A 24,880-nucleotide genomic window follows, 5' to 3' on the forward strand; every position below is an offset into this window, starting at 1 on the left:
CCAGCAACCTGGGGCTCTGCGGCCCCTGACTGGAAGAGCGCGATGAATCAATTCGCGATTCTGTACGGAGACCGATTTATCAGGCCGGCCTGGTAAAAGCACGGCCTGCCTGGCGGCAGGCCATTACCGGCCCGCACACAAAAAATCTGACAGTCCCCCCCGTTGGGCTGCGCAGCAGCGCCAAAATCCGTCATCGCGTTCTACCTGAAAGAGTTCGGTGGCCTGACTGGGGCTGCTGCGCAGCCCAACGGGGGACAAGCCCCCTCGCCACAACAAGCCACCTCACCACAACAAACCGCTTCACCACAACAAATCGCTTCGCCACAACAAGCCTGCTCATCACAACAAGCCCGCTCATCGCAAAAAGCATCAGACCGTGATGTTGTGCTTGGCCAGAAACGCGACGAACGCCTCTTCATCCAGCACTTTCAGGCCCAGCTCACTGGCCTTGGCCAGCTTCGAACCCGCGCCCGGCCCGGCCACCACGCAATGGGTTTTCGCCGACACCGAGCCCGCCACCTTGGCGCCGAGGCTTTCGAGTTTTTCCTTGGCCACATCCCGGCTCATCAGCTCCAGAGAGCCGGTGAGCACCCAGGTGTGGCCCGCCTCGGGCAAGCCTTCGACGACTTTCTTCTCGCTCTGCCAGTGCATGCCGAAGTCCTTGAGCTGCTGCTCAATGGCCAGGGCGCGACGGGCGTTTTCTTCGATGTCGAAGAAGTCCCGCACAGCCTTGGCCTGCTTCTCCGGCAACGCCTGGCGCATGTCGAGCCAATCGGCCTTGATCACGCCTTCGAGGGAGCCAAACTTGTCGGCCAGCTTCTGCGCCGCACCCGGCCCTACGGACGGCACGTGCAGCTTGTCGAGCAAGCCACCCAGCGTGGTGCTGGCCGCAAACTCGGCGCTGAGCTCGCCCTGCTCCTGTAGCGCCAGGCCGCACTCGTCCTTGGAGATCAAGGCACCGATCACTTCCTGGTTGTGACTGTCTTCAAAGAAGCTGTGAATTTCGTGGGCCACTTCCAGGCCAACGTCCGGCAAGTACGTCAGCACCTCCGGCAAGGCCTGCTGCACCCGCTCCAGTGACGCCAGGGAGCGCGCCAGCACCTTGGCGGTCTCCTCGCCCACATCGGGAATGCCGAGGGCGTAGATAAACCGTGCAAGGGTAGGTGTCTTGCTGTTTTCGATGGCGGTGATCAGCTTCTTGCTGGAGACATCGGCGAAACCTTCAAGGTCGATGACCTGCTCGTACTTGAGCTTGTAGAGGTCTGCCGGCGAGCCGATCAGCTTCTCGTCCACCAGTTGCTCAATGGTCTTGTCGCCCAGGCCATCAATGTCCATAGCGCGGCGCGACACGAAATGGATGATCGCCTGCTTGAGCTGCGCACCACAGGCCAGGCGCCCGACGCAGCGATACACCGCGCCTTCGCTGACGGTTTCCTTGCCCTTGCTGCGCTTGACCAGCTGCGTGCGCTCAACATGGGAACCGCACACCGGGCAGCTCTCGGGAATCTGCACCGCCCGGGCGTTTTCCGGGCGACGCTCGGTCACCACCGACACCACCTGGGGGATCACATCGCCGGCCCGGCGGATGATCACGGTGTCGCCGATCATCAAGCCCAGGCGCGCCACTTCGTCCATGTTGTGCAGGGTGGCGTTGGACACGGTCACGCCCGCGACCTTGACCGGTTTCAAACGTGCCACGGGCGTGACAGCGCCGGTGCGGCCGACCTGGAATTCAACGTCCAGCAGTTCGGTCAGCTCTTCCATGGCCGGGAATTTGTGAGCGATTGCCCAGCGTGGTTCGCGGGCGCGGAAGCCCAGCTCCCGTTGGTAGGCAATGCTGTTGACCTTGAACACCACGCCGTCGATTTCATAGGGCAAGGCATTCCGCCGCTCACCGATATCACGGTAGTAGTCGAGGCAATCCTGAATCCCCTTGGCCAGCTTCAGTTCATGACTGATGGGCATGCCCCACTGCTTCAGCTGTTGCAGGTTGCCGATGTGGGTGTCGCTGATATCCGTGGTCACGCCGTAGCAGCAGAATTCCAGCGGGCGGCTGGCGGTGATCTTCGAATCCAGCTGGCGCAGGCTGCCCGCCGCCGCATTGCGCGGGTTGGCGAAGGTCTTGCCGCCGACTTCCAGTTGGGTGGCGTTCAGCCGCTCGAAACCGGCCTTGGACATGAACACTTCGCCGCGCACTTCCAGGGTCGCCGGCCAGCCGCTGCCCTGCAGCTTGAGGGGAATATTGCGCACGGTGCGCACGTTGACGCTGATGTCTTCACCGGTGGTGCCATCGCCACGGGTGGCGCCACGCACCAGTTCACCGTCCTGATACAGCAGGCTGACCGCCAGGCCATCGAGCTTCGGCTCGCAGCTGTATTCCACCGCCGCACCGCCGCCAAACAGGTCGCCTACCGGCAGGTCCAGGCCTTCGGTGACCCGGCGATCGAACTCCAGCATGGTGCTTTCATCGAAGGCGTTGCCCAGGCTGAGCATCGGGATTTCATGACGCACCTGAGTGAACGCAGACAATGCCGCACTGCCGACCCGCTGCGTCGGTGAATCACGGGTGACCAGGTCCGGGTGCTCGGCTTCCAGGGCCTTGAGTTCGTGGAACAACCGGTCGTACTCGGCGTCCGGGATGCTCGGTTCATCGAGGACGTGGTAACGGTAGTTGTGCTGATCCAGTTCAGCGCGCAGTTCGAGGATGCGGGTGTGGGCGGCGGTCATGGGTGTTCTCTCATAAAGCAAAAGAGCAGCCGAAGCTGCTCAATATGTTAGTGCATGGATTCTACAGGCAACGCTTAAGCTTGAACCTCAGCGCTTCTGTGTCAGGGCGCGACGCTCGAACTCGACGATGCGCTGACGGTAATGCTCGATGGTCTGGGCAGTCAGGACGCTGCGTTGATCGTCCTTGAGTTCGCCGTTGAGTTCCTGGGACAGCTTGCGGGCTGCCGCCACCATCACGTCGAATGCTTGTTTCGGGTGGCGCGGGCCAGGCAAACCGAGGAAGAAACTCACCGCCGGGGTGCTGAAATGGTCGATGTCGTCCAGATCAAAGATGCCCGGCTTGACCGCGTTGGCCATGGAGAACAGCACTTCACCGTTGCCGGCCATGCTTTCGTGGCGGTGGAAAATATCCATCTCGCCAAAACGCAGGCCGCTTTCCAGAATATTCTGCAGCAAGGCCGGGCCCTTGAAGCCGGCGGCGTCGCGGCAGATCACGCTGATCACCAGCACCTCTTCGGCAGCTGGTTGATCCTTGACGGATTCTTTATGAGCGCTCTTGGTCGGAGCCTCGTCCGGGAAGTCATCGTCACGGCTGCTGAAGCTCGGGCCTTCGTCCAGGTCCAGGTTCAGGTCGCCCTGGGCCGGTTCGCTGGCGGCGCCACGCTTGCCGCGCTTGGGCTCGCGGGCTTCACGCAGCGGTGCGCTCATCGACGGCAGATCGTGCTCGTCCAGTTGCGGCTCTTTATGGTTGTCCAGGACACGGGGCGGCCCCAGCAGCTCGGCGCTGCCGTCGTCGTCCGGCAAATTGGACAGGTTGCGGTCCAGGCGGAATTTCAACTTGCCCTTGCCGCCGCGCATCCGGCGCCAGCCATCAAAAAGAATACCGGCAATGACAATAATGCCGATGACGATCAGCCACTCGCGCAGACCGATTTCCATGTAATCCCGTGCCTCTAATAAAAAATGCTGAAAAATAAGGGGTTTAGCACCGTGCAAACCGCTTTAAAACGTGGCGCCAACTCTATGTTCTGAATGACGTTTTGCCCACGCATACGAAAATTTGACATTAAACTAGCACGACCAAAGATAACTTTACACCGTCTGTCAAAATGGCTTGAACAAATATGTCCATTTGCCACTTTTCCCGGACCGGTAAATCACCTTACATCCTGCTTAAAATCCTCCTTCGACGTGCGACTCAGGATTCCACCAGCGCCATCGCCTCTTCCACATCCACCGCCACCAAACGCGAACAGCCCGGCTCGTGCATCGTTACGCCCATCAGCTGATCGGCCATTTCCATGGCGATCTTGTTGTGGGTGATATAGATGAACTGCACCGTCTGGGACATCTCTTTAACCAGTCGGGCATACCGTCCAACGTTAGCGTCATCCAGCGGGGCGTCAACTTCGTCGAGCATGCAGAACGGCGCCGGGTTCAACTTGAAGATCGCAAATACCAGGGCCAATGCGGTCAGTGCCTTCTCGCCACCGGACAACAAATGGATGGTGCTGTTCTTCTTGCCCGGAGGCCGCGCCATGATCGTCACCCCTGTATCGAGTAGATCTTCGCCCGTCAGTTCCAAGTAAGCGCTGCCACCACCGAAAACTTTCGGGAATAACGCCTGTAAACCGCCATTAATCTGATCAAAGGTATCTTTGAAGCGGTTACGGGTTTCCTTGTCGATCTTGCGGATCACGTTTTCCAGGGTGTCCAGGGCTTCCACCAGATCGGCGTTCTGGGCATCCAGGTAACGTTTGCGCTCGGACTGCTGCTGGTACTCGTCGATGGCCGCGAGGTTGATCGCGCCGAGTCGTTGAATGCGTGCGGCAATCCGCTCAAGTTCTTCTTCGGCGTCTTTCTCGTTGGCCTGGGCAGTCAAGGTATTGAGCACGCCGTGCAGGTCGTAGCCGTCTTCCAGCAACTGGTCTTGCAGGGTTTTGCGGCGCACCGTCAGGGCTTGCCATTCCATGCGCTGCTGTTCGAGCTGGCCACGGATCAGTTGGGACTGCTGCTCGGCCTGGGTCCGGCGCTTTTCGGCGTCGCGCAGCTCACGGTCGGCGTCTTCCAGGGCGATTTGTGCGGTCTTGAGTTCTTCGTCGACGGTCATGCGCTTGTCGAGCAGTTCTTCAAGCTTCAGGCGCAGCTCTTCCAGCGGGGCTTCGCCCTCCTCCAGGTTGAGGCTCAGTTGCTCGCGTTTTTCGGTCAGGCGTTCGGACTGCATTTCCAGGCGCTCAAGGGCCTGGCGCGTGGAGTCGTGTTGGGCGCGCAGGGAGCCGAGGCGCACGGCCAGTTGATGGGCATGGTCCTTGTGCTGGCGGGCTTCCTGGCGCACCCGGTCGAGGCGCTCGCGCAGGCTGTCGCGCTGGGCCAGCAGCAACTCGCGCTGCTCGGTGTCCAGGGCCATGCTATCGAGGGCTTCCTGCAATTGCAGGCGCGCTTCGCCGACTTGTTCGTGTTCGAGGGCACGTTGTTCGCCCATCTCGGCCACTTCTTCGTCGAGCCGGGTACGGCGCAGGGTCAGTTGTTCGACCTTGGCCTTGCTCGCCGAGAGCTGGGCTTTCAATTCGCCTTGCTGGCGCGCTTCGTCCTGCAACAGGCGGCGCAGGTGTTCGCGGCCTGTCTCTTGCTGGCGCTGAGTGGCGCGCAGGGTTTGCAGCTGGTTTTCCAGGGACTCAAGCGTCGCTTCGCGTTCTTCGCGCTCGGCGGTCAGGTTGACGATTTCCTGGCCACGGGCCAGAACACCGCTTTCCGCTTCGCTGGCGCGACGCACCCGCAGGAAGTGCCGGCCAACCCAAAAGCCGTCGCGGCTGATCAGGCTTTGCCCCGCCGCCAATTGGCCGCGCTGGGCCAGGGCCTGCTCAAGGCTGTCCACTGGTTTGACCTGGCCCAGCCAAGGCGACAGATCAATCGCCGCCTCAACCTTATCCAGCAGGCTACCCGGCACACGAGTGCCGTCCGCCGCCGGGCTGAGCAAACGCAAATCGCCCTGGGCAAATCCCGCCAGGTCGAAGCCGCCAAAATCATCCACCAACACCGCTTGCAGGTCGGCGCCGAGCACGGTTTCCACCGCCAGCTCCCAACCGGCTTCAACCTTTAAGCCTTCGGCCAGGCGCGGGCGCTCGGCCAGGTGTTGGTCGCGCAGCCATTCGGCCGTGCCGGTGCCCGGGTCGAGCGCCGCTTGCTGCAAGGCTTCCAGGGACGCCAACCGGCCGTTGAGGCGCTGCAAATCACCTTGGGCGGTTTGCTGGGCCTGGGTCGCCTGTTGCAGTTGCTGACGCAATTGCTCCAGGCGTTCCACTTGCTGTTCTTCGCTGGCTTCCAGCTCTTCCAGCGTCATTTCGCTTTCGGCCAGTTGCTCGCTCAGGTCGAGGATCGCCGCGTCTTCCGGGTCGGCGGCGAGCAGCACGCGCTCTTCCACCAATCGCCGCTGACGCTCGGCCAGACGCTCCATGCTGGTTTCCAGTTGCTGGATGCGCGACTGCTGCACCTCAGCCTGGCGGCGGGGCTCGGCAGATTGCAGGTTGAAGGTGTCCCACTGCTCCTGCCAGCCGTGCATGGTGGTTTCGGATTCTTCCAGGGCTGCAGCGGCTTCTTCAGCGGCCGCGCTGGTGACTTCCTGCTCGGGGGTGAGCATGTCCAGCTCTTCCCCGAGGGTCAGCAGCAAGGTGCGGTCGTGGCCCAGGTGGGATTCGGTTTCCAGGCGCGCGCGTTCGGCTTCTTTCAGGTCATCCTGCAATTGACGCAAACGTTGTTGACCGTGCTGGATGCTCTGCTCGACCCGGGCGATATCGCCGCCCACCGAATAAAAGCGCCCCTGCACCAGATTGAAGCGCTCGGACAGGTCATGGTGACCGTCCCGCAGGCGCTCGATGCTGGCGTCGGCATTGCGTTGCTCGGCCACCAAGGCTTCGAAGCTGATTTCCTGGGTGCCGATGATTGCTTCGCGCTGGCCCACCTGATCATTCAATGCCTGCCAGCGCAGGGCCGACAGTTGTGCCTTGAGCTGACGCTCCTCGCCCTTGTATTCCTGATACTTCTCGGCGGCCTGGGCCTGGCGGTGCAGGCGCTCCAACTGGCGCTCCAGCTCTTCACGCAGGTCGGTCAGGCGGGCGAGGTTTTCGTGGGTGCGGCGGATACGGTTTTCGGTCTCGCGCCGGCGCTCCTTGTACTTGGAGATGCCGGCCGCTTCTTCAATAAAGTTACGCAGGTCTTCGGGCTTGGCTTCGATCAGCTTGGAGATCATCCCCTGTTCGATGATCGAGTAACTGCGCGGGCCCAGGCCGGTGCCGAGAAAAATGTCGGTGATGTCCCGGCGCCGGCACTTGGTGCCGTTGAGGAAGTAGCTGTTCTGGCTGTCGCGCGTGACTTTGCGGCGGATGGAAATTTCCGCATAGGCCGCATACTCGCCCACCAGGGTACCGTCGGAGTTGTCGAACACCAGTTCGATACTGGCCTGGCTCACCGGCTTGCGGCTGGTGGAGCCGTTGAAGATGACGTCGGTCATCGACTCGCCACGCAGGTTTTTCGCGGAGCTCTCGCCCATCACCCAACGTACGGCGTCGATAATGTTCGACTTGCCGCAACCATTGGGCCCCACCACTGCCGCCATGTTACTGGGGAAGTTCACCGTGGTCGGGTCGACGAAGGATTTGAACCCCGCCAGTTTGATGCACTTGAGCCGCACGCTTAGGCTTCCGCCAACGCAGCGATGACCAGCGAGCAACTGCGCTCGCCGTAGGCCGAGAGCACCAGGCGAATCTGCGGCAGGTCACGGGCCAGCACGGCGGCCAGCAACTGCTCGAACAGCACCAGGTACTCGCTCATGGACGCCTTGCGTTGATCCAGCGCCAGGTAATAGGCGCGGTTCATCGCCGGCTGCAGGTTCTCGACGGTTTCCTGCAAATACGGGTTGTTGGCGAACGGATAGGCGGCGCGCATCACGTTGAAGCTTTCTTCGACGAAGGCGCGGATGTCCTGGCGTTCGAAGCTGGCGATCAGGCGCTGCTGGATTTGCACGAACGGCGCCATGTCGGCCTGGGTCTGCCAGCCGGCGGCCACCGAGTTGCCCAGCAAAATGTACAGTTCGCCCATCAGCGTACACAGGCTCTGCACCTTGTGGGCGGTGAGTTCGGTGACGTGGGCGCCACGGCGCGGCAGGATCGCGATCAGGTGCCGGCGCTCGAGGATCAGCAAGGCTTCGCGCACGGAACCACGGCTGACATTGAGTGCCAGTGTGACCTTCTGCTCCTGGATCCGCTCCCCAGGCTTGAGGTCGCCGCGAATGATACGTTCGGCGAGGTGATGAGCAATCTGCTCGGCAAGACTATCCGGCGCCTTGAACGTCATGTTTTCCCTTCAAAATCTTCTATCGGTACAAGCGCGGCAGTGTAGCGCATATGGCCCGCTGATGGCTCTGGGCACACTCACCCAAGAGCAGTGCTGAATTTGGCATGAAATAAGCAACCGTTAAAGTCCAGAAGCCCCGAAAAACGGCGGTTCCAGAGAACTGGACCATAATTAAGGATGTTGATATCGCATTTTCTTGACCTTTCGGTCAGAAAATCGTTGACCGAAAAGTCAGACATGACTAGATTCGGCGCAAAGCGGTTAACAACAATAATGAGTCTGCGAGGCCTTCCGTGATCCAGTTTTTACTAAACCAGGAGCTCCGTAGCGAGCACGCCCTGGACCCGAACCTGACCGTGCTCAACTATTTGCGTGAGCACCTGGGCAAATCCGGCACCAAGGAAGGCTGCGCCAGCGGCGACTGTGGCGCCTGCACCGTGGTGGTCGGCGAGTTGCACACCGACGATCAAGGCGCCGAGCAGATTCGCTATCGCAGCCTCAATTCGTGCCTGACGTTTGTCTCGTCCCTGCACGGCAAACAACTGATCAGCGTCGAAGACCTCAAGCACCAAGGCCAACTCCACAGCGTGCAGCAAGCCATGGTGGAGTGCCACGGTTCGCAATGCGGCTTCTGCACCCCGGGTTTTGTGATGTCGCTGTTCGCCCTGCAAAAAAACAGCGATGCCCCCGACAGCCAGAAAGCCCACGAAGCCCTGGCCGGCAACCTGTGCCGCTGCACCGGCTATCGCCCGATTCTCGCCGCCGCCGAACAGGCCTGCTGCAACAAGCCCCAGGACCAGTTCGACAGCCGCCAGGCCGAGACTATTGCCCGCCTGAAAGCCATCGCCCCGACGCAAACCGGAGAACTGAACAGCGGCGATAAACGCTGCCTGGTGCCATTGACCGTCGCCGACCTGGCTGACCTTTACGACGCGTACCCACAAGCCCGGCTGTTGGCGGGCGGCACCGACCTGGCGCTGGAAGTCACCCAGTTCCACCGCACGCTGCCGGTGATGATCTACGTCGGCAGTATCGAAGAAATGAAGCGCATCGAAAGCTTTGACGACCGCCTGGAGATCGGCGCGGCCACGTCGCTGTCCGATTGCTACGCCGCCCTCAACCACGAATACCCGGACTTCGGCGAATTGCTCCACCGTTTCGCCTCGTTGCAGATCCGCAACCAGGGCACCCTGGGCGGCAATATCGGCAACGCCTCGCCCATTGGTGATTCGCCGCCACTGCTGATCGCCCTGGGTGCGCAGATCGTGCTGTGCAAGGGCAACACCCGCCGCACCCTGGCCCTGGAAGACTACTTTATCGACTACCGCGTCACCGCCCGCCAGGACAGCGAATTCATCGAAAAGATCATCGTGCCCAAAGGCGTGCCGCTGTTCCGTGCCTACAAGGTGTCCAAGCGCTTGGACGACGACATTTCTGCGGTCTGCGCTGCCTTTAACCTGAAGATCGACAACGGCGTCATCCGCGACGCCCGGGTTGCATTTGGTGGCATGGCCGCCACCCCAAAACGCGCAAAAAACTGCGAAGCCGTGCTGAACGGCGCCACCTGGAATTCCGCCACCGTGGAAAAAGCCTGCGCTGCGCTGGCCGAAGATTTCACCCCGCTGTCGGACTTCCGTGCCAGCAAGGAATACCGCCTGCTCAGCGCCCAGAACCTGCTGCGCAAATACTTCATCGAACTGCAAACGCCGCACATCGAGACTCGGGTGACCGCTTATGTCTAACCATCACGCCGTGGAAAAATCCCAGGCCGAACTCGCCGAACTGTTTGCCCAGGACCTGACCAGCGGAGTCGGTCGCAGCGTCAAGCACGACAGCGCTGCCAAGCACGTCTCGGGTGAGGCGCAGTACATCGATGACCGTCTGGAATTCCCCAACCAGTTGCACCTGTACGCACGCATGTCGGACCGCGCCCACGCGAAGATCCTCAGCATCGACACGTCGCCCTGCTACGCCTTCGAAGGTGTACGCATCGTCATCACCCACGAAGACGTGCCGGGCCTGAAAGACATTGGCCCGCTGATGCCCGGCGACCCGTTGCTGGCCATCGACACCGTGCAGTTTGTCGGCCAGGTGGTGCTGGCCGTCGCCGCCCGCGACCTGGAAACCGCGCGCAAGGCCGCCATGGCCGCGGTGATCGAATACGAAGACCTGGAGCCGGTGCTGGACGTGGTCGAGGCGTTTCGCAAAAAGCATTTCGTGCTGGACAGCCATACGCACCAACGGGGTGATTCCGCCGGCGCACTGGCGACAGCCAAAAACCGCATCCAGGGCACCCTGCACATCGGTGGCCAGGAACACTTCTACCTGGAAACCCAGATCTCCTCGGTGATGCCTACCGAGGACGGCGGCATGATCGTCTACTGCTCCACGCAAAACCCCACCGAAGTGCAGAAACTGGTGGCCGAAGTACTGGACGTTTCCATGAACAAAATCGTGGTCGACATGCGCCGCATGGGCGGCGGTTTCGGCGGCAAGGAAACCCAGGCGGCCAGCCCTGCGTGCCTGTGTGCGGTGGTGGCGCGGCTCACCGGGCAGCCGACCAAGATGCGCCTGCCACGGGTCGAAGACATGCTGATGACCGGCAAGCGCCACCCGTTCTATATCGAGTACGACGTAGGCTTCGACGACACCGGCCGCCTGCACGGTATCAATCTGGACCTGGCGGGCAACTGCGGCTGCTCGCCGGACCTGTCGAACTCGATTGTCGACCGCGCCATGTTCCACTCCGACAACTCGTATTACCTGGGCGATGCCACCGTCAACGGCCATCGCTGCAAGACCAACACCGCGTCCAACACCGCTTACCGTGGCTTCGGCGGCCCCCAGGGCATGGTCGCCATCGAGGAAGTGATGGACGCCATCGCGCGGCATCTGGCCCTCGACCCGCTGGCGGTGCGCAAGGCCAACTACTACGGCAAGACCGAGCGCAACGTCACCCACTACTACCAGACCGTCGAGCACAACATGCTCGAAGAGATGACCGCTGAACTGGAACACAGCAGCCAGTACTACGAGCGCCGCGAAGCGATCCGTCGCTACAACGCCAACAGCCCGATCCTGAAAAAAGGCCTGGCGCTGACCCCGGTGAAATTCGGCATTTCCTTCACCGCCAGCTTCCTCAACCAGGCCGGTGCGCTGATCCACATCTACACCGACGGCAGCATCCACCTGAACCACGGTGGCACCGAGATGGGCCAGGGCTTGAACATCAAGGTGGCGCAGGTGGTAGCCGAGATTTTCCAGGTGGAAATCGACCGCGTGCAGATCACCGCCACCAACACCGACAAAGTGCCAAACACCTCGCCGACGGCAGCTTCCAGCGGCGCCGACTTGAACGGCAAGGCCGCGCAGAATGCCGCCGAAACCATCAAGCAACGCCTGGTGGAATTTGCCGCGCGCAAGTATGAAGTGAGCGAGGCAGACGTTGAATTCCACAACGGGCATGTGCGGGTTCGCGATCATATCCTGACGTTTGAGGCGCTGATCCAGCAGGCGTATTTCGCCCAGGTGTCGCTGTCGAGCACCGGCTTCTACAAAACCCCGAAAATCTTCTACGACCGTAGCCAGGCACGCGGTCGGCCGTTCTACTACTTCGCGTTCGGCGCGGCCTGCTGCGAGGTGATCGTCGACACCCTGACCGGCGAATACAAAATGCTGCGCACCGACATCCTGCACGACGTGGGCGCGTCGCTGAACCCGGCCATCGACATCGGCCAGGTCGAAGGCGGCTTCATCCAGGGCATGGGCTGGCTGACCATGGAAGAGCTGGTGTGGAACGCCAAGGGCAAACTGATGACCAACGGCCCGGCCAGCTACAAGATCCCGGCCGTGGCCGACGTGCCGCTGGACCTGCGGGTGAAGCTGGTGGAAAACCGCAAGAACCCGGAAGACACGGTGTTCCACTCCAAGGCCGTGGGTGAGCCGCCGTTCATGCTCGGCATCGCCTCGTGGTGTGCGATCAAGGATGCCGTGGCGAGCCTGGGTGACTATCGCCATCAGCCGAAGATTGATGCACCGGCGACCCCGGAGCGGGTGTTGTGGGGCTGTGAGCAGATGCGCCAACTGACTGCCGCAAAAGCTGTGGAAACCGAAACCGAGCTGGCTTCGCTCTAGACCGAGGCGCTGCCATCGCGGGCAAGCCCGGCTCTCACATTTTGATGTGTGAACCCGATCAAATGTGGGAGCGGGCTTGCTCGCGAAGGCGGTCGAACTGACAACAGAGATGCTGAGGTAAACATGAACAACTGGATCAGCGCCTTAGCCGACCTGCAGAACCAGGGTGAACCCTGCGTGCTGGTGACCATCATCGAGGAGCTCGGCTCCACGCCGCGCAATGCCGGGTCGAAGATGGTCATCAGTGCTGCCCACACGTTCGACACCATCGGCGGCGGGCACCTGGAATACAAGGCCATGCAGATCGCCCGGGACATGCTCGTGCGCGGCCAGCAGAACACCCACCTGGAGCGCTTCAGCCTCGGCGCCAGCCTGGGCCAGTGCTGCGGCGGCGTGACGGTGCTGTTGTTCGAACCCATGGGCCAGGTGCAGGCGCAGATCGCGGTGTTCGGCGCCGGCCATGTGGGCCGTGCGCTGGTGCCATTGCTGGCGAGCCTGCCGTGCCGGGTGCGCTGGATCGATTCCCGGGAACAGGAATTCCCGGAACACATCCCCCAAGGCGTGCGTAAAATCGTCAGCGAAGAGCCGGTGGATGAAATCGACAACTTGCCCGCAGGCAGTTACTGCATCGTCATGACCCACAACCACGCCCTGGACCTGGAACTGACCGCCGCCCTGCTCAAGCGCAATGACTTCACCTACTTCGGCCTGATCGGTTCGAAGACCAAGCGCGTCAAATTTGAACACCGCCTGCGGGACCGCGGTTTCGACACCGCGCAACTGCAACGCATGCATTGCCCGATGGGGCTGACTGAAGTCAAAGGCAAATTGCCTGTGGAAATCGCCATCTCCATCGCCGGCGAAATCATCGCCACCTATAACGCCAACTTCGGCCAGCACACTGCGAGCGCCGAACCCATTGCCAAACTGCTGCCGGTGTCACGCCGCAGCCAAGCGACTAACTGAGACGACCATGCCTTTGACACGTAAAGCCTACCGTGCCGCCATTTTGCACAGCATCGCCGACCCTGCCGAAGTGGGAATCGAAGCCTCCTACGAGTATTTCGAAGACGGCCTGCTGGTGATCGACAACGGCCAGATCAGCGCCCTGGGCCACGCCAGCGAACTGCTCGCCAGCCTGCCTGCCGACATCGAAGTCACCCATTACCAGGACGCGCTGATCACCCCCGGTTTGATCGACACTCACATCCACCTGCCGCAAACCGGCATGGTCGGCGCCTACGGCGAGCAGTTGCTGGACTGGCTCAACACCTACACCTTCCCGTGTGAAAGCCAGTTCGCCGACAAGGCCCACGCCGAAGAAGTCGCGGGTATTTTCATCAAGGAACTGCTGCGCAACGGCACCACCACCGCCCTGGTATTCGGCAGCGTGCACCCGCAATCGGTGAACTCGTTTTTTGAAGCCGCCGAGAAGCTCGACCTGCGGATGATCGCCGGCAAGGTGATGATGGACCGCAACGCGCCGGACTATCTGACCGACACTGCGGAATCCGGCTACGCAGAAAGCAAGGCACTGATCGAGCGCTGGCATGGCAAGGGGCGTTTGCACTACGCCGTGACGCCGCGTTTCGCACCGACCAGTACGCCGGAACAGTTGACCCTTGCCGGGCAGTTGCTGGGGGAATACCCGGACCTGTACATGCAGACCCACATCAGTGAAAACCTGCAGGAAGTGGAATGGGTGAAAGCACTGTTCCCGGAGCGCAGTGGCTACCTGGACGTGTACGACCATTACAAATTGCTGGGTGAGCGCTCGGTGTTCGCCCACGGCGTGCACCTGTGCGATGACGAGTGCGCACGGCTGGCAGAGGCGGGTTCGGCAGTAGCGTTCTGCCCGACCTCGAACTTCTTCCTGGGCAGCGGGTTGTTCAACCTGCCGATGGCCGAGAAACACAAACTGAATGTCGGCCTGGGCACGGATGTGGGGGGTGGCACCAGCTTCTCGCTGCTGCAAACCTTGAACGAGGCGTACAAGGTGATGCAGTTGCAAGGCGCGCGGTTGAGTCCGTTCAAGTCGTTGTACCTGGCGACCCTGGGTGGTGCGCGGGCGCTGCGCCTGGAAGACAAGATCGGCACCCTGCAACCGGGCACTGACGCCGACTTTTTGGTGCTGGATTACAACGCCACGCCGCTGCTCAGCTATCGCCTGAAGCAGGCCAATAACATTGCCGAGACGTTGTTTGTGTTGATGACGCTGGGGGATGACCGGGCGGTGTTGCAGACGTATGCGGCGGGGCAGCTCGTGCATCAGCGCTAAACCCTGAAATAAAAAATCCCCGGTTTATCAACCGGGGATTTTTTTGCGCCCTTCTCTGTAGGAGCGAGCTTGCTCGCGAAGGTCGTTAACGATAACGCCGGCATCCTGAATGAACGCGGCGCCTATGCGTTTTTCGCGAGCAAGCTCGCTCCTACAGTGGAGGCGATCACATTACAATTTTACAGACGAGCGACCCGGCTTCTTGGTCTGCAACAAATGCGAGAACACCGCATGCAGGTCATCCGATGCGCTTTCCTCATCGAGGTTGAGCTTGCTGTCGATGTGATCCATGTGGTGCATCATCAGGTTCACCGCCAGATCCGCATCCCGGGCTTCGATCGCGTCGATCAACTGAGTGTGTTCATCGTAGGAACAGTGCGAGCGGTTGCCGCTTTCATACTGGGCGATGATCAACGACGTCTGGGACACCAGGCTGCGCTGGAAACTGATCAGCGGCGCGTTCTTCGCCGCCTCGGCCAGTTTCAGGTGGAACTCGCCGGAAAGCCGGATACCCGCGCCGCGATCGCCACGGGAAAAGCTGTCGCGCTCGTCGTTGACCATCTGACGCAGCTCGGCCAGTTGCTCGGCCGTGGCATGCTGCACCGCCAATTCAGTGATCGCGCGCTCCACCAGGCGCCGGGCCAGGAACACCTGGCGGGCTTCCTCGACACTCGGGCTGGCCACTACCGCGCCGCGATTGGGCCGCAGCAGTACCACGCCTTCATGGGCCAGGCGCGACAGCGCGCGGCGAATGATGGTGCGGCTCACGCCAAAGATTTCGCCCAGCGCTTCTTCACTCAATTTGGTACCGGGCGCCAGGCGTTGTTCGAGGATCGCCTCGAAGATATGCGCGTAGACGATATCGTCCTGGGTTCCACTGCGACCGGCCTTACCGGCTCGCGGTTGTTTCTTGAGGGGCTGCAACTGTTCGTTCATGGGCACTCGGGTCGGGAGAACGGCGGCGAATTGACGTTGACTGTAATACGGTACAGAGGGTCGCTGGCAAGTATCGCGTAAAATCAGCGCACATTGTACACAACCCATTGCGCCAACACACTGTACGGCTGTTTGCGGCGCCGGCTGTATTGCAATGAATCGTTACGTTTGAGTTTAGGCTTGATTCCGCACTTTCTCCTTTGTAGGAGCGAGCTTGCTCGCGAAAAACGTATAAGCACCGCATTCATTCAGGATGCCAGCGTCATCGTTAACGACCTTCGCGAGCAAGCTCGCTCCTACAAAAACAGCCTGGCACAAGGAACACCGCCCCATGTCCGACGCCCCCCAAGCGCGATTACGTCCACTGGCCGACACTTCGCCTTCGGCCATCGTCGCCGGTTTCATTGCCATGATGACCGGCTACACCAGCTCCCTGGTGCTGATGTTTCAGGCGGGCCAGGCCGCCGGCCTGACCACGGCGCAGATTTCCTCGTGGATCTGGGCGATCTCCATCGGCATGGCGGTGTGCAGCATTGGCCTGTCCCTGCGTTATCGCACGCCGATCACCATTGCCTGGTCCACCCCGGGCGCGGCGCTGTTGATCACCAGCCTGGGCGGGGTGAGTTACGGCGAAGCCATCGGCGCCTACATCACCTGCGCGGTGCTGGTGACGATCTGCGGGCTGACCGGCAGTTTCGAAAAACTCGTCAAACGCATTCCGGCCTCACTGGCAGCAGCCTTGCTGGCGGGGATTCTGTTCAAGATCGGCAGCGAAATTTTCGTCGCCGCCCAGCACCGCACCGGGCTGGTGCTGGGGATGTTCTTCACTTATCTGGTCATCAAGCGCCTGTCGCCGCGTTATGCGGTGCTCGCGGCCTTGCTGATCGGCACCGCGCTGTCCGGGCTGATGGGGCTGCTGGACTTCAGCGGTTTCCACCTGGAGGTGGCCACGCCGGTGTGGACCACGCCGCACTTCTCCCTGGCGGCGACCATCAGCATCGGCATTCCGCTGTTCGTGGTGGCCATGACCTCGCAAAACATGCCGGGAATCGCGGTGTTGCGGGCCGATGGCTACAACGTGCCCGCCTCGCCCCTGATCACCACCACCGGCCTGGCGTCGCTGGTGCTCGCGCCGTTTGGCTCCCACGGCATCAACCTGGCGGCCATCAGTGCAGCGATCTGCACCGGGCCCCATGCCCATGAAGACCGCAACAAGCGTTATACCGCCGCAGTGTGGTGCGGGATTTTCTACGGGATTGCCGGGGTGTTTGGCGCGACACTGGCCGCGTTGTTCGCCGCCCTGCCCAAGGAACTGGTGCTGTCGATTGCGGCACTGGCCTTGTTTGGCTCGATCATCAATGGCCTGAGCATCGCCATGAATGAGCCGAAGGAACGGGAAGCCGCGTTGATCACCTTTATGGTCACCGCGTCAGGGTTGACGTTGTTTTCCATCGGTTCGGCGTTCTGGGGGATTGTGGCGGGGGTGTTGACGCTGGTGATTCTGAACGGGCGCAAAGCCTGACTTTTTAAGACCCGGTAACGAAAAAGCGACCCGGGCGGGTCGCTTTTTCATGACATCAGACTGCCGGGTTGATCGGCTTTTCTGGATGCCAAGCGTCCAACAGGGCGCTGACTTCAACGCGGGTCAGCTCTGGACGAGCCTTCAGCCACGCTTCAACAGCGGCACGCTGCTCTTCGTTGACCGAACCACGGGTGGCTTTGCAAACCAGACCGAAGTCATCACCGCCGACGTAGTCCAGGCCGTTGCCGTCCATCGCTTCAGTCAGGAAAGCTTCGAGGAAAGCGTCAACCGCTTCATCGTCCAAACCTTCTTTGAAGTCCAGGTTCAGTTCGAAACCCAGCTCTTGAAATTCATCAACGCACAGTTTTTTGCGCAGACGCCGGGAACGGTTAGTCGCCATTGGAACAATCCTCTTAAGTAATAACGGGCCGCACTTTAGCAGTTTAAGCACGCCTTTGCCCGACTCTCTAGGACAGGCGGCAGAGTGCCAGTAAAAAAAACCGCCAATAGCAGCTATCGTTCAGCCACAAGTGCAGGTGCCTTGGGGCATAATGCCGACACTTTCATGACCATTGAGGGATTTTTCGTACATACCCCTCACCTTTTTACCCCTCAGCAGTAGGGTTTTAATTCTTATGATCAAATCTTTGCGTCCACTGTTGCTTGCCGGTTTTCTTCTCCCCCTGGCCTTTTCCGTTACCGCCGCACCGATCAACACTTCCCTGCCGCCCAAGGTTCAGGAAGCCCTCCAGAAAGCCAAGCTGCAAAACAACGCCTTGTCCCTGGTGATGATCCCGCTCAATGGCCCGGGCACACCCACCGTGTTTAACGCCGACGTGTCGGTCAACCCCGCCTCCACCATGAAGCTGGTCACCACCTACGCGGCCCTGGAAATGCTCGGCCCCAACCACCAGTGGAAAACCGAGTTCTACACCGACGGCACCCTGAGCGGCGGCATCCTGAACGGTAACCTGTACCTCAAGGGCGGCGGCGACCCCAAGCTGAACATGGAAAAACTCTGGCTGCTGATGCGCGACCTGCGGGCCAATGGCGTGCAGCAAGTGACCGGCGACCTGGTGCTGGACCGCGGCTTCTTCATCCCGCCGCAACTGCCGGAATTCAATGACGACGGCAACGATGAGAACAAGCCGTTCCTGGTCAAGCCTGACGCCCTGATGGTCAACCTCAAGGCGCTGCGCTTTGTGACCCGCAATGATTCGGGCAAGGTGCTGGTGTCGGTGGAGCCGCCGATTGCGAGCATTCGCATCGACAATCAGGTCAAGGTTTCCAACGCCAAGCAATGCACCGGCGACGTGCGCTACAGCCCGATGACCGCCGCCGATGGCAGCGTCACCGTGACCGTCAGCGGCCAATTGGCCGATGGCTGCAGCTCGCAGACTTATCTGTCGTTGCTGGACCACGCCACCTACACCGCCGGTGCCGTTCGGGCGATCTGGAAGGAACTGGGCGGCAGCATCCAGGGCCGCGACATCCAGGCGCCGGTACCGAAGAATGCCAAGGTGCTGGCCCGGGCGTTCTCGCCGGACCTCGCGGAAATCATCCGCGACATCAACAAATACAGTAACAACACCATGGCCCAGCAGCTGTTCCTGAGCCTGGGGGCGCAGTTCCGCACCGATGCCGACGGCGACGACGCCAAGGCAGCCCAGCGCGTGGTGCGCCAGTGGCTGGCGAAAAAAGGCATCACCGCGCCGCACCTGGTGATGGAGAACGGCTCCGGCCTGTCCCGTGCCGAACGGGTCAGCGCACGGGAGATGGCGACCATGCTGCAAGCGGCGTGGAGAAGCCCGTACGCGGCGGAATACATCAGCTCTCTGCCGATTGCCGGTACCGACGGCACCATGCGCAAACGCCTGAAGACCACCGCCATGCGCGGTGAAGCCCACGTCAAGACCGGCACCCTGAACACCGTGCGGGCGATCGCCGGGTTCAGCCGCGACAACAATGGCAATACCTGGGCGGTGGTGGCGATTCTCAACGATCCGAAACCGTGGGGTGCGTCTTCGGTACTGGATCAGGTGCTGCTGGATCTGTATCGCCAGCCGAAGCTGGCGGCGGCGGCACCGGTTCTATAACGGTCACCGAAGATCAAATGTGGGAGCTGTCGAGCTTTAGCGAGGCTGCGATGCAGGCGCCGCGGTGCATCAGGTACACCGCGGTGATCCTATCGCAGCCTCGCTAAAGCTCGACAGCTCCCACACTGATGTCTATCCACTTGAATAGCCGGGTACTTCAAGCTAGCGCCCGCTCTGCCTCAACTCTATCCCTGCCTGCCTGCTTCGCCGCATACACCCCCGAATCCGCCCGCAGCAACAAGCCGTCAACGCCCTCCTCGACTCGCCAACTGGCCACCCCAAAACTGGCGGTCACGGTACCGACACCTTCCATCGGCGCACTGCGCAACGCTTGCCACAACTCCAGGGCAACCGCAAAGGCCTGGCTGCCGTCGGTATTGGGGCACAGCACCACGAACTCCTCGCCCCCCAACCGGCAAAACACATCCGTGCGCCGTAACCGCTGGCTGACGCGCCGGCAAATTTCCTTGAGCACTTCATCGCCGACCGCATGACCGTGTTGGTCGTTGATGCGTTTGAAGTGATCAATGTCGAGCATGATCACCGACAACGACCCCGAGGCGCGCTTGACCCGAATCATCTCGGCCTTCAGGCGGTCCTGGAAATAGCGCCGGTTATGAATGCCCGTCAGCGAGTCGGTAATCGACAACGCCCGCAGCTCTTCCTCTACCCGCTTGAGATCGGAAATATCCGACACATAGCCATGCCATAACGTCCCGCCGCCAGGCAGTTCTTCCGGCGTCGCTTCACCGCGAATCCAGCGCAGCCCCCGTTGCGGTAATAGCACCCGGTACTCTTCGCGCCAATGGCTCAGTTGCAGGGCAGACAGGCGAATGGACTCGCGTACCCGCTCGACGTCCAGCGGATGGATCCGCTCGAAGACCTTGCGCGCGTCCTGCTGCAAAATCCCTGGCTCGATTTCGTAGATATCGCGAATGCCGTCGCTGGCATAAATGAAACGCCAGACGTCATTCGGCTCCAGGATGAACTGAAAAATACCGCCGGGCACATGGGCACTCAGTTTCTTCAGCAGGCGATCCCGCGCGGCCAACGCCTCATAGACGCGTTTTTGCTCGGTGACATCCAGGCAGATCGCCAGGTGCCCGACCCACAGGCCATGTTCATCCAGCAACACGGTGGCAAGCATGTTCACGGTCAACTGACTGCCGTCCTTGCGCACCAGCGTCCATTCGCGGCCCTCGTGCTGTGCATCGCTGCTGTCCACCAGCATCGCCTGGCCTGGCGCGATGCGCTTGCCCAGTGCCGCGCTCAGCTGCGCTGCACGGGCTTCCAGCTCGGGTGCCAGGTGCAGGCTTTCAAGGGTCAGGTGGCCCAATACCTCATCCGTCTCAAAGCCCAACATCTGCTCGGCGCCGGCATTGAAGGTGGTGATCACGCCGCGCAGGTCGGTGGCGATGATCGCCACTTGGGTGGCCGCATTGAGCACGCTGCGCAGTTGGCCGTGGGTGCCCCGCAGCTCCTGCTCACGCTGACGCAATTGGGCGGTGCGCTGTTCCACCAGCTTCAAGGCGCGCTGGCGCTGGCTGACCAGCACATAGAGCAACGCACTGACCAACAGGCTGAGCAGGCTGCCCATGACCAGGACAGTGATCAGCGAAGAATGATTGCCCTGCAGGAACACCTGGCTGGGGCGCAGGCTCAAGGCGTAGACGTGGTCACCCAGGCTCAGCCGGCGTGCGGCCACCAGGTCGCTGTCTGCCACGGCATTGCTGGACGCATACAGCACGCGATTCTCAGTGTCGGAGGTGTCGACGATCTGCATGACCAGGTTGTCCCGGGCAGGCGCGGGCAAGCCATCGGCCACCAGTTGGCGCATGCTGATCACGGCCATCACGTAGCCGTAGGGTTCACTAACGCCAGCGGGTTCCGTCGGCGCGCGGCTGACCGGCGCCACCAGCAGCACGCCCATGGCGTAGGCCGGCTCCACGCCCACCAGTTGCATGGGCTGGGACACCGTCATTTTCCCTGACTGTTGCGCACGCTCCACCGTCGAGCGCCGCAGGGGCTGGGCCAACAGGTCAAACCCCAGCGGCGAGCCCACCAGGCTTTGGGTCTGGCTGTACAGCACCGGTACGTACTCATCCCGCTGAGTGGCCGGGGTCAGTTCGCCCGCCGCGTTCAATTCGCGAATCGAGAAACTCGCGCCGCGCTCAGCCGTCATCGCCTGTTCAAACGCACTGCGCTGGTCGCGCATCACCCGGGGTGCCCACGCATAGGCGCGGGTGCGCAACAGCAAGGGCTTTGCGAAACCGTCGAACTCGGTGCGGGAGACCGTATTGGAATTGACGAAAAACCGTCGCAGGCTGCCCAGGCGTTGCTCCTGGTCTTCGAAACGTTCCTGGAGGCGGCTGTAACGCTCGTTGACCAGCAACTGAAAGCGCTGGCGCACCTGCTGCTGATAGCGGTCGGAGGCGGCCCAGGCGACGATGACCGTCAGCGCGACACCCGCCAGAAACACCACCACTGCCACCAGCCACGCCGACACCTGCTCGCTGATAAAGCCTAGGATTTTCGGGCGGACGGCATGCAGCGGCATAGACAAGACTCGGAACGCCAGCGTGCGGGTGCGTCACTTTGGCCAGGCCTTAAGTTATAGCCACAGGACTTGCGTTTGACCAGCGCAAAAAAGCCGCAAGGCCGGAATAATCCGGGCTTGCGGCTTCAGTGTGTTTCGATCAGCGAGCGGTGATTTTCCACGCCCGATGGATCTTGGCGTTGCGCGCAAAATCCGGGTCGATGGTCTTGTCACTGATCTCCTCGACGGCATAACGCTCGACGAGGTTGTCTTCCAGCTGGAACTTGCGGAAGTTGTTGGAGAAGTACAACACGCCGCCCGGCGCCAGGCGCGCCATGGCCAGGTCCAGCAACTGCACATGGTCACGCTGCACGTCGAAGATGCCTTCCATGCGCTTGGAGTTGGAGAAGGTCGGCGGGTCGATGAAGATCATGTCGAACTCATCGCGGCTGGCTTCCAGCCAGGCCATCACGTCGCCCTGCTCCAGGCGGTTCTTGTCGGAGAAACCGTTGAGGGAGAAGTTGCGGCGCGCCCAGTCCAGGTAGGTTTTCGACAGGTCGACGCTGGTGGTGCTGCGCGCGCCACCCTTGGCAGCGTGCACACTGGCGGTGGCGGTGTAGCAATACAGGTTGAGGAAGCGTTTGCCGGCCGCCTCTTTCTGGATGCGCATACGCATTGGACGGTGGTCGAGGAACAGGCCGGTGTCCAGGTAATCGGTGAGGTTGACCAGCAACTTCACGCCGCCTTCGCTGACCTCGGTGAACTTGCCCTGGGCGCTCTGGCGCTCGTACTGTTTGGTGCCGCTCTGACGCTCACGACGCTTGACCACCACGCGGTTCTTGTCGATGCCCAGCGCCTGGGGAATGGCCGCCAGGGCATCGAACATGCGGGCCGAGGCTTTTTCCGGGTCGATGGACTTGGGCGCCACGTATTCCTGAACGTGGACCCAGTCGTGGTACAGGTCGATGGCCATGGAGTATTCCGGCATGTCGGCATCGTACACGCGGTAGCAATCGACACCTTCGCGCTTGGCCCACTTGCCCAGCAGCTTCAGGTTCTTTTGCAGGCGGTTGGCAAACATCTGCCCGCCTTCACTCAAGCGCGCCTGCTCGACCACCGGGGCCGGGGCAGGTTTGATCGGGTTACCGTTCTTGTTGTACTGGCGCTCTTGGGGCTCGGTCGGTGCCTGGTCGTAGGCAGCCTGCTCCCGTTCGGCCTGGCGCTGCTCCGGAGTACGGCGCTCGCCCGTGACGAACTGGTCCGGGGTGACCTTGATCAGCAACAACTTGCACGGCAAGGCGCCGTTCCAGAACGAATACTGTTTGTGGCTGCGGATGCCCATGCGCTTGCCCAGGTCCGGGGCACCGGTGAACACCGCCGCTTCCCAGCCCAGGCACGCCTGGCGCAGACGCTCGCCGAGGTTCTGGTAGAGGTACAACAGGCTGGCTTCATCACCCAGACGCTCGCCATACGGCGGGTTGCAGATCACCAGGCCTTTCTGGTTCTGGTCCGGACGCGGCTCGAAGGTGCCGACTTCGCCTTGGTAAATCTTGATCCAGTGGCTCAGTCCAGCGCGTTCGATGTTGTTGCGGGCCGGCTGGATCAGACGTGGGTCAGCTTCGTAACCCCGAATCCACAGCGGCGGCTTGGCCATGCCGACAGCGGCACGTTCGCTGGCCTCTGTATGCAGTTTCTTCCACAGCGCCGGAACGTGACCGAGCCAGGCGGTGAAACCCCACAGCTCACGGTTCAGGTTGGGGGCCATGTCGGCGGCGATCATCGCGCCTTCCACCAGGAAAGTGCCGACGCCGCACATCGGGTCACTCAGCGCGCCGCCTTCGGCAGCGATACGCGGCCAGCCGGAGCGAATCAGGATCGCCGCCGCCAGGTTCTCTTTCAGTGGCGCGGCGCCCTGCTGCAGGCGGTAACCGCGCTGGTGCAGGCTGTGGCCGGACAGGTCGAGGGAGAGGATTGCTTCGCCACGGTCCAGGCGCAGGTGAATGCGCAGGTCCGGGTTGATCTTGTCGATGGACGGACGTTCGCCGGTCGGGGTGCGCAGCTTGTCGACAATCGCATCCTTGACCTTCAGCGCGCCGAAGTGGGTGTTGTCGATGCCCGAGCCATGGCCGCTGAATTCAACGGCCAGGGTGCCGTCGGCGAGCATGTGGTCTTCCCACTCGATGTCCAGCACGCCGTGGTAGAGGTCTTCGGCGTCCTTCATCGGGAAGCGCTTGAGCACCAGCAACACGCGGTTGGCCAGGCGCGACCAGAGGCACAGGCGGTAGGCGGTTTCCATGTCGGCCATGCCGCGCACGGCCGAGGTGTGCTCCCGGGCTTCCTCAAGGCCAAGCCCGACGGCTTCCTCGATCAGCAGGCCTTCGAGGCCCTTGGGGCAAGTGAGGAAGAGTTCGTAACGGTCCGACATGGGCATTCCAGGCTTTTCAGCAATAAGTGAACGGGCGACGCATCGCGCGTTCGGTTTTCAATCAAGCGCTTTTCTTGAAGAGCGCTCGTGTGGCACGAATGTGCCGTTCCACCCCGGCTACAGGCCTTGTGGGCCTTTATTGACGGGGCAGTTCAGGTATTTGATGCAACAAAAAGAAATATTCTGACCCTTCGTCGAATAATAACCGACTGCAACGGGCGGGCATTCTCACTAAAGGATTAAACCCATCCTCTTTGAAGGGCACATCATAGCTGGGTTTGCCCGATAAATGGGGCGAAAAGCCAGCCCAGCTTATGGCTATAGCATCATTATCGTTACGTGCTTATGACAAAACGATCATTGAATCCATGTGACCTATTGGTTAGAACTCAACACAGGTTGGCGCCGTAACGGTGTCGACACAGTGCTCGCCACGCCGGCAGCGAGCGCACCAACGGCAGAAAAACTCTGCCCGGCCTCGGACGAGGCCGAAGGATATCAAGACAGTCAACAAGTGAGGGAAACACCCTATGAGAAGACTTAAGCGTGATCCGTTGGAAAGAGCATTTTTACGCGGATATCAATATGGCGTTCATGGCAAATCCCGTGAGCTTTGCCCATTTACTCTACCGTCGGTACGCCAAGCCTGGATCAACGGCTGGCGAGAAGGACGCGGCGACAACTGGGACGGTATGACTGGCACTGCGGGAATCCACAGACTCAACGAACTTCACGCCGTCGGCTAATCAAGGGCATTTAATTCCGACACCAGCACGAATACGCAACCACTTAACCACGCACGCCCCATCCGGGCGGCGGGCTTCGGCCCAGGGGCTCCTTCGAGGAGCCCTTTTTAATGGTTCTTCACGGAATCCCG

Annotated in this window: 15 protein-coding genes; 7 read left to right on the top strand and 8 right to left on the bottom strand. The window is 61.3% G+C overall.

Features of this window, described 5'->3' with window-relative positions; genetic code table 11:
- Positions 1-369 precede the first annotated feature (369 nt).
- From ligA to HX855_RS27415, 4 genes are all read right to left on the bottom strand, one after another.
- The gene (gene ligA, locus HX855_RS27400) at positions 370-2,727 is read right to left on the bottom strand and encodes an NAD-dependent DNA ligase LigA (RefSeq protein ID WP_177084697.1); all 2,358 of its coding nucleotides are present in this window, start codon (positions 2,725-2,727) and stop codon (positions 370-372) included.
- Positions 2,728-2,814: 87 nt separating this feature from the next.
- The gene (gene zipA, locus HX855_RS27405) at positions 2,815-3,666 is read right to left on the bottom strand and encodes a cell division protein ZipA (protein WP_177084699.1); all 852 of its coding nucleotides are present in this window, start codon (positions 3,664-3,666) and stop codon (positions 2,815-2,817) included.
- Positions 3,667-3,925: 259 nt separating this feature from the next.
- On the bottom strand, positions 3,926-7,414 hold the full coding sequence (gene smc, locus HX855_RS27410) for a chromosome segregation protein SMC (protein ID WP_177084702.1): 3,489 nt from the start codon (positions 7,412-7,414) through the stop codon (positions 3,926-3,928).
- Between the two features lie 2 nt (positions 7,415-7,416).
- Entirely contained in the window at positions 7,417-8,076 is a 660-nt protein-coding gene (locus HX855_RS27415) for a GntR family transcriptional regulator (RefSeq protein WP_177084704.1), read from the bottom strand.
- Between the two features lie 293 nt (positions 8,077-8,369).
- Here HX855_RS27415 and xdhA point away from each other — a divergent pair, with 293 nt between their 5' ends.
- The 4 genes from xdhA to guaD all read left to right on the top strand — a co-directional run bounded on the left by xdhA (position 8,370) and on the right by guaD (position 14,488).
- Positions 8,370-9,818 (top strand): xanthine dehydrogenase small subunit, encoded by a 1,449-nt coding sequence (gene xdhA / locus HX855_RS27420; protein WP_177084706.1) that lies wholly within the window; start codon positions 8,370-8,372, stop codon positions 9,816-9,818.
- Positions 9,811-12,210, top strand: a complete 2,400-nt coding sequence (xdhB, locus tag HX855_RS27425) for a xanthine dehydrogenase molybdopterin binding subunit (RefSeq protein WP_177084708.1) — start codon at positions 9,811-9,813, stop codon at positions 12,208-12,210. The genes xdhA and xdhB overlap by 8 nt, the downstream gene beginning before the upstream one ends.
- A 123-nt stretch (positions 12,211-12,333) precedes the next feature.
- On the top strand, positions 12,334-13,176 hold the full coding sequence (gene xdhC / locus HX855_RS27430; RefSeq protein WP_177084710.1) for a xanthine dehydrogenase accessory protein XdhC: 843 nt from the start codon (positions 12,334-12,336) through the stop codon (positions 13,174-13,176).
- A gap of 7 nt (positions 13,177-13,183) precedes the next feature.
- Positions 13,184-14,488 carry a guanine deaminase gene (guaD, locus tag HX855_RS27435; protein WP_177084712.1) on the top strand — a complete coding sequence of 435 codons (1,305 nt, stop codon included), beginning with the start codon at positions 13,184-13,186 and terminating at the stop codon, positions 14,486-14,488.
- 171 nt (positions 14,489-14,659) lie between these two features.
- On the opposite strand, the gene HX855_RS27440 is transcribed toward guaD, so the two are convergent.
- Positions 14,660-15,424 carry a GntR family transcriptional regulator gene (locus HX855_RS27440; protein WP_003219095.1) on the bottom strand — a complete coding sequence of 255 codons (765 nt, stop codon included), beginning with the start codon at positions 15,422-15,424 and terminating at the stop codon, positions 14,660-14,662.
- Between the two features lie 331 nt (positions 15,425-15,755).
- Between HX855_RS27440 and HX855_RS27445 the strand changes: the two genes are divergently transcribed.
- Positions 15,756-16,946, top strand: a complete 1,191-nt coding sequence (locus tag HX855_RS27445) for a benzoate/H(+) symporter BenE family transporter (protein WP_177084714.1) — start codon at positions 15,756-15,758, stop codon at positions 16,944-16,946.
- A 55-nt stretch (positions 16,947-17,001) separates the two neighbouring features.
- Here the strand turns inward: HX855_RS27445 and HX855_RS27450 are convergent, their stop codons facing one another.
- Positions 17,002-17,346 (bottom strand): YggL family protein, encoded by a 345-nt coding sequence (locus HX855_RS27450; RefSeq protein ID WP_003219101.1) that lies wholly within the window; start codon positions 17,344-17,346, stop codon positions 17,002-17,004.
- Positions 17,347-17,581: 235 nt separating this feature from the next.
- Here HX855_RS27450 and dacB point away from each other — a divergent pair, with 235 nt between their 5' ends.
- Positions 17,582-19,042 carry a D-alanyl-D-alanine carboxypeptidase/D-alanyl-D-alanine-endopeptidase gene (gene dacB / locus HX855_RS27455; RefSeq protein WP_177084717.1) on the top strand — a complete coding sequence of 487 codons (1,461 nt, stop codon included), beginning with the start codon at positions 17,582-17,584 and terminating at the stop codon, positions 19,040-19,042.
- A gap of 157 nt (positions 19,043-19,199) precedes the next feature.
- Here the strand turns inward: dacB and HX855_RS27460 are convergent, their stop codons facing one another.
- Positions 19,200-21,599: a diguanylate cyclase gene (locus HX855_RS27460; protein WP_177084719.1), complete on the bottom strand. Its 2,400-nt coding sequence runs from the start codon at positions 21,597-21,599 to the stop codon at positions 19,200-19,202.
- Between the two features lie 139 nt (positions 21,600-21,738).
- The gene (rlmKL, locus tag HX855_RS27465; RefSeq protein WP_177084721.1) at positions 21,739-24,003 is read right to left on the bottom strand and encodes a bifunctional 23S rRNA (guanine(2069)-N(7))-methyltransferase RlmK/23S rRNA (guanine(2445)-N(2))-methyltransferase RlmL; all 2,265 of its coding nucleotides are present in this window, start codon (positions 24,001-24,003) and stop codon (positions 21,739-21,741) included.
- Between the two features lie 530 nt (positions 24,004-24,533).
- On the opposite strand from rlmKL, the gene rmf reads away from it, so the two are divergent.
- A complete protein-coding gene (rmf, locus tag HX855_RS27470) occupies positions 24,534-24,749 on the top strand; it encodes a ribosome modulation factor (protein ID WP_002553055.1) in 216 nt (71 codons plus the stop codon).
- Positions 24,750-24,880: the final 131 nt, after the last annotated feature.

Source organism: Pseudomonas sp. IPO3778, from assembly GCF_013386825.1.
Lineage (GTDB): Bacteria > Pseudomonadota > Gammaproteobacteria > Pseudomonadales > Pseudomonadaceae > Aquipseudomonas.